General features: G+C 53.5%; 7 protein-coding genes, 1 tRNA gene and 3 rRNA genes. 4 read left to right on the top strand and 7 right to left on the bottom strand.

Annotation, left to right across the window (positions count from 1 at the left end; all coding sequences use genetic code 11):
• Positions 1-76: 76 nt before the first annotated feature.
• From ACXPUX_RS03250 to ACXPUX_RS03265, 4 genes are all read left to right on the top strand, one after another.
• A 16S ribosomal RNA gene (locus ACXPUX_RS03250) occupies positions 77-1,587 on the top strand.
• 270 nt (positions 1,588-1,857) lie between these two features.
• Positions 1,858-4,693, top strand: a 23S ribosomal RNA gene (locus tag ACXPUX_RS03255).
• A 125-nt stretch (positions 4,694-4,818) separates the two neighbouring features.
• Positions 4,819-4,935: ribosomal RNA gene (gene rrf / locus ACXPUX_RS03260) — 5S ribosomal RNA — on the top strand.
• Together the 16S, 23S and 5S rRNA genes with 1 tRNA gene alongside form the textbook arrangement of a ribosomal RNA operon.
• Before the next feature lie 39 nt (positions 4,936-4,974).
• Positions 4,975-5,050, top strand: a tRNA-Lys gene (locus ACXPUX_RS03265).
• Between the two features lie 162 nt (positions 5,051-5,212).
• Here the strand turns inward: ACXPUX_RS03265 and ACXPUX_RS03270 are convergent.
• From ACXPUX_RS03270 to ACXPUX_RS03300, 7 genes are all read right to left on the bottom strand, one after another.
• Positions 5,213-6,601 carry a site-specific integrase gene (locus ACXPUX_RS03270; protein ID WP_458829992.1) on the bottom strand — a complete coding sequence of 463 codons (1,389 nt, stop codon included), beginning with the start codon at positions 6,599-6,601 and terminating at the stop codon, positions 5,213-5,215.
• 15 nt (positions 6,602-6,616) lie between these two features.
• Positions 6,617-6,931, bottom strand: coding sequence for a helix-turn-helix domain-containing protein (locus ACXPUX_RS03275; protein WP_458829994.1), 315 nt, complete (start codon positions 6,929-6,931; stop codon positions 6,617-6,619).
• 72 nt (positions 6,932-7,003) lie between these two features.
• A complete protein-coding gene (locus ACXPUX_RS03280) occupies positions 7,004-7,840 on the bottom strand; it encodes an ATP-binding protein (RefSeq protein ID WP_458831151.1) in 837 nt (278 codons plus the stop codon).
• Positions 7,841-8,042: 202 nt separating this feature from the next.
• A complete protein-coding gene (locus ACXPUX_RS03285; RefSeq protein WP_458829996.1) occupies positions 8,043-8,219 on the bottom strand; it encodes a hypothetical protein in 177 nt (58 codons plus the stop codon).
• 818 nt (positions 8,220-9,037) lie between these two features.
• Positions 9,038-10,417, bottom strand: a complete 1,380-nt coding sequence (locus tag ACXPUX_RS03290; RefSeq protein ID WP_458829998.1) for a leucine-rich repeat domain-containing protein — start codon at positions 10,415-10,417, stop codon at positions 9,038-9,040.
• 1 nt (position 10,418) lies between these two features.
• Positions 10,419-11,894, bottom strand: coding sequence for an ATP-binding protein (locus ACXPUX_RS03295; protein ID WP_458829999.1), 1,476 nt, complete (start codon positions 11,892-11,894; stop codon positions 10,419-10,421).
• Positions 11,885-13,363: a vWA domain-containing protein gene (locus ACXPUX_RS03300; RefSeq protein ID WP_458830001.1), complete on the bottom strand. Its 1,479-nt coding sequence runs from the start codon at positions 13,361-13,363 to the stop codon at positions 11,885-11,887. Before ACXPUX_RS03300 ends, ACXPUX_RS03295 begins: the two co-directional genes overlap by 10 nt.
• Between the last annotated feature and the right edge of the window lie 69 nt (positions 13,364-13,432).

Below are 13,432 nucleotides of genomic sequence, written 5' to 3' on the forward strand. Positions count from 1 at the left end.
AAAGTAATTCACACAGGACGCAAGCGATTGCGTGCTGAGCGAAACAAGATTTAACACTTTTAAGTGATAAATATCATTTATAAAGAGTTTGATCCTGGCTCAGGACGAACGCTGGCGGCGCGCCTAACACATGCAAGTCGAACGAGCGAGAGAGAGCTTGCTTTCTCGAGCGAGTGGCGAACGGGTGAGTAACGCGTGAGGAACCTGCCTCAAAGAGGGGGACAACAGTTGGAAACGACTGCTAATACCGCATAAGCCCACAGCTCGGCATCGAGCAGAGGGAAAAGGAGCAATCCGCTTTGAGATGGCCTCGCGTCCGATTAGCTAGTTGGTGAGGTAACGGCCCACCAAGGCGACGATCGGTAGCCGGACTGAGAGGTTGAACGGCCACATTGGGACTGAGACACGGCCCAGACTCCTACGGGAGGCAGCAGTGGGGAATATTGCACAATGGGGGAAACCCTGATGCAGCGACGCCGCGTGGAGGAAGAAGGTCTTCGGATTGTAAACTCCTGTTGTTGAGGAAGATAATGACGGTACTCAACAAGGAAGTGACGGCTAACTACGTGCCAGCAGCCGCGGTAAAACGTAGGTCACAAGCGTTGTCCGGAATTACTGGGTGTAAAGGGAGCGCAGGCGGGAAGACAAGTTGGAAGTGAAATCCATGGGCTCAACCCATGAACTGCTTTCAAAACTGTTTTTCTTGAGTAGTGCAGAGGTAGGCGGAATTCCCGGTGTAGCGGTGGAATGCGTAGATATCGGGAGGAACACCAGTGGCGAAGGCGGCCTACTGGGCACCAACTGACGCTGAGGCTCGAAAGTGTGGGTAGCAAACAGGATTAGATACCCTGGTAGTCCACACTGTAAACGATGATTACTAGGTGTTGGAGGATTGACCCCTTCAGTGCCGCAGTTAACACAATAAGTAATCCACCTGGGGAGTACGACCGCAAGGTTGAAACTCAAAGGAATTGACGGGGGCCCGCACAAGCAGTGGAGTATGTGGTTTAATTCGACGCAACGCGAAGAACCTTACCAAGTCTTGACATCCTGCGACGCACATAGAAATATGTGTTTCCTTCGGGACGCAGAGACAGGTGGTGCATGGTTGTCGTCAGCTCGTGTCGTGAGATGTTGGGTTAAGTCCCGCAACGAGCGCAACCCTTATGGTCAGTTACTACGCAAGAGGACTCTGGCCAGACTGCCGTTGACAAAACGGAGGAAGGTGGGGATGACGTCAAATCATCATGCCCTTTATGACTTGGGCTACACACGTACTACAATGGCGTTAAACAAAGAGAAGCAAGACCGCGAGGTGGAGCAAAACTCAGAAACAACGTCCCAGTTCGGACTGCAGGCTGCAACTCGCCTGCACGAAGTCGGAATTGCTAGTAATCGCAGATCAGCATGCTGCGGTGAATACGTTCCCGGGCCTTGTACACACCGCCCGTCACACCATGAGAGCCGGGGGGACCCGAAGTCGGTAGTCTAACCGCAAGGAGGACGCCGCCGAAGGTAAAACTGGTGATTGGGGTGAAGTCGTAACAAGGTAGCCGTAGGAGAACCTGCGGCTGGATCACCTCCTTTCTAAGGAGTCAGGCAATGACAGAGCATCCAAGATGGCCGGTCATTGGAACAGGTGATACGTAAGAGTTTAAGTAGATATTGTTCGATTTTGAGGGCCCTGAAAAGGACGCTCAAAGACGTACCTTGAAAACTGAATAATAACTGCGAAACAAAGATTATAGTAAGTTCTTTTTTAAGAAATATTACAATTTCAAAAGGAAGGGTAACAATAATCTTCGTTGGCAAGAGAGAATCAAGAGGATACCAAATGTTCTGAAAGAACGTTTGAAAGGTCAAGCGAACAAGGGCGCAGGGCGAATGCCTTGGCACTGGGAGCCGATGAAAGACGTGATAAGCTGCGATAAGCTTCGGGGAGCTGCAAATAAGCATTGATCCGGAGATTTCTGAATGAGGAAACTCACCTGGGTTCATACTCAGGTACGTTATACTGAACTTAAAAATAGGTATATCGAGGGAACCGCCTGAACTGAAACATCTAAGTAGGGCGAGGAAGAGACATCAAACGAGATTCCGTAAGTAGTGGCGAGCGAACGCGGAAGAGGGCAAACCGGAAGTAGAAATACTTCCGGGGTACGGACTGCTTTTAGGACTTAATCTGTTAACCGAACGGCATGGGAAGGCCGGTCAGAGAGTGTGAGAACCACGTAGGTGAAAACGGAGAGAGCTGCGCAGGATCCAGAGTACGGCCAGACACGTGAAACCTGGTCGGAATACGGGGGGACCACCCTCCAACCCTAAATACTACCCAGTGACCGATAGCGTATAGTACTGTGAAGGAAAGGTGAAAAGCACCCCGGGAGGGGAGTGAAAAAGAACCTGAAACCCTGTGCCTACAAGCACCTAGAGCACGTCAAAGTGTGATAGGGTACTTTTTGTAGAACGGTCCGGCGAGCGATTGTATGCAGCAAGGTTAAGGACTTAAGGTCTGGAGCCGAAGCGAAAGCGAGTTTGAAAAGGGCGTTAAGTTGCATACAATGGGCCCGAAACCGGGTGACCTACCCATGGTCAGGTTGAAGTGGAAGTAAAATTCCATGGAGGACCGAACCGACCTCCGTTGAAAAGGCGGCGGATGAACTGTGGGTAGCGGAGAAATTCCAATCGAACCCGGAGATAGCTGGTTCTCCCCGAAATAGTTTTAGGACTAGCCTCAAGTTAGATACCTGGAGGTAAAGCACTGAATAGCCTAGCGGCCGAGAGGTTAGCGAAGCTTATCAAACTCAGAATGCCAGAGTATTGATGCTTGGGAGTCAGACAGTGTCAGATAAATGTCATTGTCAAAAGGGAAACAGCCCAGATCTACAGCTAAGGTCCCAAAGTCAGGTTAAGTGGAAAACGATGTGAAGATACGTAGACAACCAGGATGTTGGCTCAGAAGCAGCCACACATTCAAAGAGTGCGTAATAGCTCACTGGTCGAGCGTCTTTGCGCGGAGAATTTAACGGGGCTAAACCTGACACCGAAGCTTAGGCAATGTACTTTGTACATTGGGTAGGGGAGCGTTGTATACGCGGTGAAACAGTAGCGCAAGCGGCTGTGGAGTGTATAGAAGTGAGAATGCCGGAATGAGTAGCGCGAATGCAGTGAGAATCTGCATGGCCGAAAGCCTCAGGTTTCTGGAGGAAGGTTTGTCCGCTCCAGGTTAGTCGGGAGCTAAGGTGAGGCCTAACGGCGTAGCCGATGCACAGACGGTAGAGATTCCGTCACCACCAAAAGAGTTAAACACAGGGACACATTTGAAGTCTCGGAGCCGGGTGTTGGTTCCGGTAGCGATCGAGGGAAGTTAGTACCGAAGTCCGGGATGGAAGATGGCGAGAAAAGCTGTGTGTATTTCTGCGGTGCCCGTACCGCAAACCGACACAGGTAGGTAGGAAGAAGATTCTAAGGCCAACGGGAGAAGGGTTGTTAAGGAACTCGGCAAATTGACCCCGTAACTTCGGGAGAAGGGGTGCTCCAGAGATGGAGCCGCAGAGAATCGGCCCAAGCAACTGTTTACCAAAAACACAGGTTTGTGCTAAATCGAAAGATGACGTATACGAGCTGACGCCTGCCCGGTGCTGGAAGGTTAAGAGGAGATGTGCAAGCATTGAATCGAAGCCCCAGTGAACGGCGGCCGTAACTATAACGGTCCTAAGGTAGCGAAATTCCTTGTCAGGTAAGTTCTGACCCGCATGAAAGGCGTAATGATTTGGGCACTGTCTCAACAGCCCGCCCGGCGAAATTGTAGTACCGGTGAAGATGCCGGTTACCCGCGACAAGACGGAAAGACCCCATGGAGCTTTACTGTAGCCTAATATTGGGTTTCGATGTTGCATGCACAGGATAGATGGGACACTGGGAAGCAAGAGCTTTGGCTTTTGTGGAGTGGCCGTTGGGATACCATCCTTGCGATATTGGAATTCTAACCTGCGCCTTTGAATCAAGGCGGGGGACATTGTTAGGTGGGCAGTTTGACTGGGGCGGTCGCCTCCTAAAGAGTAACGGAGGCGTTCAAAGGTTCGCTCAGCTTGAACGGAAATCAAGCAAAAGAGTGCAAACGCAGAAGCGAGCCTAACTGCGAGACTGACGGGTCGAGCAGTAACGAAAGTTGGAGTTAGTGATCCGGTGGTATGTGAGTGGAAATGCCATCGCTCAACGGATAAAAGTTACCCTGGGGATAACAGGCTGATCTCCCCCAAGAGTCCACATCGACGGGGAGGTTTGGCACCTCGATGTCGGCTCATCGCATCCTGGGGCTGTATTCGGTCCCAAGGGTTTGGCTGTTCGCCAATTAAAGCGGTACGCGAGCTGGGTTCAGAACGTCGTGAGACAGTTCGGTCCCTATCTGTCGTGGGCGCAGGATATTTGATGGGAGCTGTTCCTAGTACGAGAGGACCGGAGCGGACGTACCTCTGGCGCACCAGTTGTTCTGCCAAGGGCATAGCTGGGCAACTATGTACGGATCGGATAAACGCTGAAAGCATCTAAGCGTGAAGCCGACCCAAAGATAAGATATCCCATTGTTTCAAACAAGTAAGACCCCTTGAAGACTACAAGGTTGATAGGCACGATGTGTAAGTGGAGCGATCCATTCAGCAAGCGTGTACTAATAGGTCGAGGGCTTGACCACAATTCGCTTGAGACTTTTAAGTCAACGAAAAAATGTCAGCAGTGATTATTCAGTTTTGAAGGCACGTCCTTCTAAAAATACTGGACAGTAAAGCAGAAATGTGATATACTGATCCAGTCAGATCGGTCGGTGTCGATGACGGTAAGGTTCCACCTGTTCCCATTCCGAACACAGAAGTTAAGCTTACTTGTGCCGAAGATAGTTAGCTGGAAACGGCTTGTGAAAATAGGTAGTCGCCGACTTGAGATTATCAGAATGAAGAAACCACATTCTGATAATATGCACCTCTAGCTCAGTTGGTAGAGCAACTGACTCTTAATCAGTGGGCCCAGGGTTCGAGTCCCTGGAGGTGCACCAGATATTGAACGTCAAATCGTAAGATTTGACGTTCTTTTTTGTTATGTAACCCCGAAAAATCGGGGTCTGCACGGTCAATGCACGGTTTTTGCACGGTCAGCTTTTTCGTAGGAATCCTTTGCAGGGGCTGGAATTACTTTGAAATGCGTGGTAAATTTTGCATCAAGTCAACAGAGCCAGACGGAGCTGCGCCTTTACTTCGGGGTCTGCATTCTTCAGCAGTTCCAGCAGAGCAGTCATAGAAATGGTCGGTTCGCCTGCGGCGGGTACAGCCTGCGGGCTGGGGCTTTCGGACTTAGCATAGAAGCCGCTTTCAAACTTCTTGCCCAGTTCCACACGGGAGGACTGCTGGATGTGGGCGTAGGTGTTCACCAGCATATCTGCCGTAGCGTGTCCTGTGGTGCCCTGAACGGCCTTCACATCGCCGCCGGAGATCATCAGCTGATAGGTGGCACTGGAATGGCGCAGACCGTGAAAGACGATGCGGGGGAATTCCGGGTGGGCATCCTGCCACTTGAGGAACTTCTTGCGGATCAGCACCGGCTCCACCGCCAGACCGTTAGGCAGACGGAACAGCATTCCGCTGTCATGGTAGCGTGTCGGGTTTTTCATCTCGTCTGCTGCCAGCTGATTCAGCCACTTCTTCAATTCCTCTTTCAGTGCAGAGGTCATGAAGATGGTGCGGCAGGAGGATGCCGTTTTAGTGCTTTTCAGGATGAGGGAAGTGGTGCTGCGTTCCAACTTATCCGGGAATACCTTGATGATGCAGCCATCGTCCACTTGGTTCAGGGCTTCTTTTCGCACCCGCTGCATGGATTTGTTGATACGGAAGGTTCCGATGCCATCTGCTGCGTCAAAATCAAGATCTTCCGGGGTCAGACCTACGATCTCGCCCTCTCGCAGTGCGCCCACCAGCGTTAGGTGGACTGCCAGATGCAGGATGGGATCCTCCATACTGTCCAGAGCCGCCCGCATCTCCTCTACCGTCCAGATGGTACGCTCCTGCGTGGACTTCTTGGGGCTGTCCACGGGAACAGGGCTTTTGACAAGGATGCCCCACTCTACGGCATACTGGAACGCAGTACCCAGCAGCCGATGCACCTCATGGATGGTGGTGCCGGAAAGAAACCGTTGCTTCTGCTTTTCGGTCAGTTCCTGCTTCTTTCCCTCGATATACGAACCGCAGGGCGTTTTGCTCAGGGTCGTGTAGAGGTTTTCCATGTGGTAGGGCTTGAGCTTCTGCATCTCCATGCCGCCGATATAGGGGATAATCAGGTTCTGGATGGTGGAAAGGTTGGATTCGTAGGTTTTGGGTGCCCACTTGTGCTTGCTGCACTGCTTGGGCAGCCAATCCATGAGGAACTCTGCCACCGTCACCGAGGACGGGATCAGGAAGGTTCCGGCAGCCAGTTCATGTTCGATCTGCTTTTTTCGGTTCGTTGCCTCCTCTTTTGTGGGAAAGCTCTCCCATTTGTCGCAGATCTTGCCGTGTTCATCTTCGTAAGTGTAGCGGACGCTGTAAGAGTTGCCTCGCTTCGTAATATATGCCATACTGTTGCCTCCTTATCAAGCTGCCCGGTTGAGCCACGCATCGAAACCGTCTTTCGGGATGCGGATGCTTCCGCCTACCCGCAGGACACGGAATTCGGTGGTGCTGTTGCACAGGTTGTAAGCAGAGCGCAGGCTGATGGCCAGCATTCGTGCGATCTCTTCCACCGTGTACACCAGCTTCGTGGTTGCCGGGCTGTCAGTCGGAGACTTGACGGCATTGGTTTGAGTGACCGCTTCTATTGTAGTGGGATTTGAGTCCTTTTGCAAGGGATTATTCGTATAATTTTCAGATTTCACAGTTTCGGTCATGTCAGGCCGATTCAAATTCATAGGCAAACCTCCAATTCCTTGTAGTCGGGTGACTATTACACCCGGCAATTTTTGCTTTCCGATGTTTTCGGTTTATCCAATCAAAAGTTTCATGCGTTTCAGCTTCTCCTGCGCGTTCTCTTTGCGGAAACTCACACCGATGCAGGAAACAGGAATGCACATTTCCAACAGGCGGTCATAGATGCGGGCATGGGTGGTATCCTGTGGGTGCCGTATCTCGTCCAGCGTCAGGTTGGTGGTGACGATCAGCGGCTTCCGGCTGCGGTATCTGCTGTCCACGATGCTGTAGATCTGTTCCAGTGCGTATTTGGTGCCACGCTCCATGCCGAAGTCGTCAATGATAAGCAGGGGATAGCGACAGAGCTTGTCCACAATATCATTTCGCCCGGAAAAGCTGCCGTTCAACTCGTTCAGGATTCGTGCAAAGTTTGTCATGCGCACAGGCACCTCCTGCTCCATCAGAGCGTTTGCAATACACCCGGCAAGGAAACTCTTGCCGGTGCCCACACCGCCCCAGAGGAACAGTCCTAGGTTCTCTGCACGCATGGTCTGCCATTGCTCTACATAACGGTGTGCATGACACATCTGCGGGCTGCGGCCATTGTCGTTTTCAAACTTCCAGTCCAGCATTGCCGGGTCAGAAAATCCCTCGGCTTTCAGCCGCCGCACAAGGTCGCTGTGCTTTTGCTGGTTGATAAGGGCTTCCTGCTTTTTTCTTTCCGTGCGCTGGCAGCTGCATTCGACAGGGTGTTTGTTCTTGCCCATCAGAGCGACGCCTTTTGCGAAGAACGCTTCCCTTGGCGTATGACATTTTCCGCAGTAAAGCAGACCGTCCTTGCCATAATAATCCTCGGTATTTTTGGGAATACTGGAAACGGAATGTTCCAAAATTTTTTCAATCGTCTTTATAGGCTTTCTCCTTCTTTGAATGTGTAGTCCGGGATGCCCGGTGTCGATTTTTGTTCTGTTTTCTGCTGCTTTGCCCAGATGCGCAGAGTGGCGGCATGGTCGGCGTACTTTCTGCCGGTGGACTGGATATAAGCTGAAAGCTGCTCAATCAGACCATCCAGCCCGGAGAAATCAGCTTTGAGTCGCCTGTACTCCTTTGCTGTTAAAAAGACATTTTAATATGTCCATCCACAATATAGCCGTTCCACGTGATGATCGGATTCAGTACACGTTCTTCTTTTAGGATGTTCATTTCCAGTTGGTGGGTTTCCTCAAACGACGGAGGGTTGATTTGATTCTGGAACTCCGGATCGATTTTAAGCTGGCTCAGTTTTGTCATAGGCAAACCATCCTTTCTGAAATGAAATAGAATATCGTTGTTCTTACGCCGTTCTCTCTGCATGGATTTCCTGCCCCCTTCCGGCGGCGTTTTCCGGCTCTCCTTCTGGTCATCGCCGGGTATCCCATGCAGACGGTCATGCGGTTTTCAAGGTTCGATGAAGAGTTGTAGAAAGCATATCACAATTATACAAGCGTTTTTAGGACGTATCAGGTCCGGTTTTGAGGGAGAAAACCGGACTTGGGAGGTCCGGTTCTTGTGAACAGCTCTGGATAGAGCATATCATAATAACACTCAAATTTTTAGGAGGTGATACTTCCGCTTTTTGCCTTCAAAACCGGAAGTAATAGTTCCGGTTTTGTGCGATATTAAATGTATCAACGACGATTTTAATAAAACAAATTTTTCTCCAAGAAATTTGCTTATTCAGCGGTCGTTAAGGGGCGAAACTAGCGCATTCTTGTGCTGAATATCGGGTTTTGGCGAAGCCCAACAATCGTTTTTGAAGTCGGATTTGTAAAATCAGATTCAAAAATCGTGAGTTGGTACCAACTCGCCCTGCTTGCTGCGACTGCAAATGCAAAAACTTTCCGAGCAGAAAAATAACCGTCCGCTTCAAGTTGAACTTGAAAACGGACGGTCTGATTTGCAAAATGATTTTCAAATTTGGAAAGCACGTTGAGAGGCTTCATAGCACCTGCAAGCAGTGTCTTCGTATATACAAAGACCATTTTTGCGTTGCAAAATACTTGTTGGGAAATCCCAAACCCTTGAACTGCATCGTGCCGATGCAGGCTACGCAGTGTTTATGATTCGGCTCAATCCAACTCCAGATCCTCAAAGCCGGTGACTGTTTCAAACCGACGGGTGCGCACCTCCATCATCTCGCTGATGAGTTCGGCAGGAAGGGCGAGTGCTCCGGCCATCCGAAGCAGAGTGCTGACATCAGATGCGGTGAGCAGGTCTGTGCGGCAGAGGAAGCGGAACAGCTCTGCGTAAGCCTGTTGAGACGGGCAGGGCATGAACTGTGGAGCCCGGTCGAAATACTGCACCAGAACTGCACAAAACCACTGGCGGTCGGCGGGGGAAAGCCCTGCAGAGGCTTCCAGCCGAGCCAGCGCCATACGGGCCGAGAAATCCAGCCGGAACGCGTCCCGGGCCAGTTGGTCAAAGTAGGGAATCGGCTGGGTGAAGAACAGTACCGGTACCCGCAGGATGGCACCGAATCTGGCATCGCCTGCCAGAATTTTATCCCGGGCCACGGGTAGACCCAGCCGCGCCACCACATGGCCGGAAACATCGGCCTTTTCCAGCCAGAGCAGTGCGGCAGTGTGGTCAAATGCAGACACAGCCACAGTGACAGTACGGCTCCAATTTTCACACCCAGCATCCCGGGCGGTCAGGGTCGCCAGACCGGAACTGTTGAAGCTGTGAGCGCCCAGCATTTTAAGCTGTGGAGGCAGCGTCAGCTGTTTCAGGGCATGACACCCGGCAAACGTGCCCACATCCGGCATGACCTGATCCGTGGGGCGGGGTAGATAGCCCAGAGCCTGCAGCTGCTCCGGCAGATGGACGCTGGTAAGGCGGCTGCAGTCACCGAATACACCGGCAGGCAGGGCGGAAATGGCATCCGGCAGGGTGATGAAAGTCAGGTTTGTGCAGTGGTAGAACGCGTAGGGACCAATGTGGGTGATGCTGTCTGGCAGTGTGACGGAAGTCGGCCCGCCCTCGTCCAGCGTTTCGGTGGTGACTGCGCGGCCCATTCGCATACAAAATATGCTGAAACTGATAGGCGATTGCCCGAACTGCGCAAAGCAGCTCTCATCCAGATGGCTGGTAGCAAAGGCGGTAGCGGCAATGGCGGTGACAGTGCGGCCTTCTACAGTGTCGGGTACCACAGCGGGCCGTGCCAGCCGGGGCCAGCGCACCAGCGCCAGAGAGCCATCCGGCAGAGGGGCAAAATCGGCTGTCAGGGGAAGGGCATCGGTGTCGGACTCTTCGTTCAGATGGCCGAGCCGTGCAAACTCTGCGCTCATATCGGGAGCATCGCCGCCCCAATCATCCTCGTCGTCCTCCTGCAAGAGAGCTGCCAGTGCGGCTCCGGGCAGGGAGGAGGCCTTTTTTGTTTCCGGGGCGGGCGGTGTCCAGCGGCTGCCCAGCGTTCCGGCGTTGGTTACTTCAAATTGCAGCAGTTCCATTTTACACCAGTCCTGTCAGATCGATCTGGTGCAGCAGCTGCTCCGACTGCCGGTGCAGCAGCAGATCCCAGCTGGCTGCAAAGTAATCGGTGCTGAGAAACTGCCCCAGAAATGCGGTGGCTACGGGAGCTACGGTCAGATCGTTTACCGCCATGCTCAGCTCCGTCCCCTTACCGAAGGCTTCCTGCAAAAAACGGAGAAGATTGCCAAGCTTCTTCTGCGTTTCAGCGACCTCAGCCTGCAGGTCAGCGACCGAGCGCTGATAGCAGGCCTTGAGGGCGGAAAAGGGGGTAGAGCCGGAAAGCTCTCCGTGCCATTGGGCAGTCAGCGACAGCAGATCGAGATAGACCTTCTGCCGGGCAGAGGGGGCTTTGTTGGCTTCGGCGCGCCAGTTGTCCTCCAGCCCGGCGAGGGCGGTCAGGGCATCGCCGGGAACATCCAGTGTCCCGCGCTGGGCTTTGAGGGCGGCCACGATAAGACGCAGCGCATCGTGGCGCAGGGTACAGCGTTCCATCTGCAGGAACACTGCTTCCAGCAACAGGCTAACCAGGCTCATCCGCTCGTCCATTTTGGCGCTGCGTGCCTGCGTGAGGACATCCTCATCCCACACACCCTGCAGGATGGCATCAATATTGTAGGCCTGACGATATTTCTGATAGAGTTCGTAGTAGATGGCAAAATCCCGGGCGACCTGCTTGTTTTGCAGATACTGGGTAGTCAGCTCCTCGCTGACTGCAAGGCCCAGCTCTTCGTGATACTGCAGGATCTCGGAAAGGTCCTCCCAGGCGCGGGGCGTTACCACGGTCAGACCGTCCACAGTGGTCTCGACCTTGTAAAAATCTTCGGGACGGATATCCAGATAGCTGATGACGCTGCGGCTGACACCGTGTTCCAGCGCATAGGCCTTCCATGCTTCATAACTTGGCTCAACTTCGATCACCTTCAGGCGGTCACGGGTGGCAGCGTCGAACTCCCGGACGCTTTTGTTGAAGCGGGGCGGGTTGCCGGCGGTGACCACCACCCAGCCCTCGGGGATCTGATGTCCACCAAAGACTTTGTATTGCAGGAACAGCAGCATGGCAGGGGAGAGGGTCTCGGAGACACAGTTGATCTCGTCCAGAAACAGGATGCCCTGCGTTTTGCCGGTGGTGCGCATACAGTCGTAGACGCTGGCGATGATCTCGCTCATGGTGTATTCGCTGACCTGATAGTGCTTGCCGTCGTATTCCTTTTCTACGATCACAGGCAGACCCAGTGCGCTCTGGCGGGTGTGGTGGGTCATGGAATAGCTCACAAGGCCAAGCCCCATCTCATCAGCGACCTGCTGCATAATGGCAGTCTTGCCCAGACCTGGCGCACCCAGCAGGAAGATGGGCCGCTGGTGCACCAGCGGAAGTCGGTAGTGGCCCAGAGCGTCCTTCTGCAGGTAGATCTGTACGGTATTTTTGATCTGTTGCTTTGCACTTGCTATATCCATGATTCGGTGTCCTCCTCGGTTCGGGTCTTCTGCGGTTCAAGCAGGTGGATGTTGTCAGTGGTAAGTACAGCTCGGATGGCCCAGCTGGGAACGTGGGGGCTGATGTGGTCGTCACGGTTAAAGATGAAGGCAGTCTTGTAGGCAGGGGATTTTTCCGGGTAGGTGCCCACGCCGTCGGTAAAATAGAGCAGGCCGTTGAGGTTCGTCAGCTTTTTCTCTTCCAGCAGCTTGTCTACATAGGCGAACACCGGCCGGAAGTCGGTACCGCCGAAGCCCCGGAGCTTCAGCCGGGGGATCAGCTCATGCAGCTGGTCCAGACTGGTCAGCCGCTCCACGCTCTGCACCTCGGCATCGCATTGGATGAGATAGATCTCTACCCGCTCGGTGAAGGAACCGCTCTGCCGCAGAACGTCGCAGGTGCGCTGCAAAAAGCTCTGAACGATATCGCCCTGAACACTGCCAGAGGTGTCGATGGCAATCACAAATTCCCGGATGCGCTTGTCGTCCCGATATTCCAGCGGCTCGACCAGGGGAACGTTGCCGTAGGTGCGCAGACCGTAAGTGTAATAGATGAGGTCAAATTCGTCCTCGGAAAGCTGCAGCACCTCGTTTTGTGCCCCGAACCGGCGAAGAAAGTCGGTATAGTCGCATTCCTCAAAGGTCACAGGTTCTAACCCATCCATCAATGCTCCGGCACGCTTGCCGTGACGGCGGCTGAAGGTCTCCAGATCGGTCTTGGCCTGGCGGGCCAGCTGCTTCCATTGTCTGCGCAGGGCTTCCTTCTGCCGCTGCTGCATCTGCTGCAGCGTTTCGTCCCGGGTGTCGGTTTTGCGCAGTTCGGTCTCGTTGGTGATATCCTCATCCTCCCCGGCGGGCAGCAGCTGTCCGTTGGGGGTCGTACGAGAGCCGGGCCGTGGCGCAGCATACCAGAGCGCATGGCTGTCCCGGGAAAAAAGCTGGGTCAATTCCGCCAGAACATCGGCGGGGTACTGCCGTTCCAGCAGAAAATTATAGATGGCTTCTGCCGTCAGGTGAGGGCAGGCATCCCGCAGGCGGCTGCGCCAGCTGTCCTGTGCAGCATCATCCGGCAGGGCGCAGGAGGGGATCTCCAGTTCCCGGATGACTTCCTCTGCGGCAATGTCGCAGGCAAGGCTCCATAGGCGGTGATCCATTTCCTGCCGTTGGAAGGGATGCCCCAGAAGAAAGTGCAGGGTGACATGCAGCAGGGCACGGGTGGGCACAGACTGCTGTGCCCGGAATGTGCGGAGCAGCGTTTCAGGGCAATAGTATAAGCAGCGGCCATCCCCGGCAAACAGGGTGTCCAGCGCAGGGACGGGGATCGGCTTCAGCTGTTCCAGGGCGGAGGATAAAAAACGCAGGTCGGCAGTTAACCGACTCTGTGCCAGCAGCAGCACCTGTGCGGCCAGTTCGTCCGCCGCAGGAACAGGAGTCTGGATGGGCTCGGGCATAAGAGAAAACTCCTTTCTGCCCCAAGGGCAGGACGGTATCCTTCAAAAACGGCAAAACCAGCCGACACC

This window comes from Faecalibacterium sp. PGM34, from assembly GCF_054456555.1.

What these genes read in the sequence shown, in the direction of transcription:
- ACXPUX_RS03270 (WP_458829992.1), bottom strand. Translation starts at nt 6,601, where the DNA reads ATGGCATATATTACGAAGCGAGGCAACTCTTACAGCGTCCGCTACACT.
- ACXPUX_RS03275 (WP_458829994.1), bottom strand. Translation starts at nt 6,931, where the DNA reads ATGAATTTGAATCGGCCTGACATGACCGAAACTGTGAAATCTGAAAAT.
- ACXPUX_RS03285 (WP_458829996.1), bottom strand. Translation starts at nt 8,219, where the DNA reads ATGACAAAACTGAGCCAGCTTAAAATCGATCCGGAGTTCCAGAATCAA.
- ACXPUX_RS03290 (WP_458829998.1), bottom strand. Translation starts at nt 10,417, where the DNA reads ATGGAACTGCTGCAATTTGAAGTAACCAACGCCGGAACGCTGGGCAGC.
- ACXPUX_RS03295 (WP_458829999.1), bottom strand. Translation starts at nt 11,894, where the DNA reads ATGGATATAGCAAGTGCAAAGCAACAGATCAAAAATACCGTACAGATC.
- ACXPUX_RS03300 (WP_458830001.1), bottom strand. Translation starts at nt 13,363, where the DNA reads ATGCCCGAGCCCATCCAGACTCCTGTTCCTGCGGCGGACGAACTGGCC.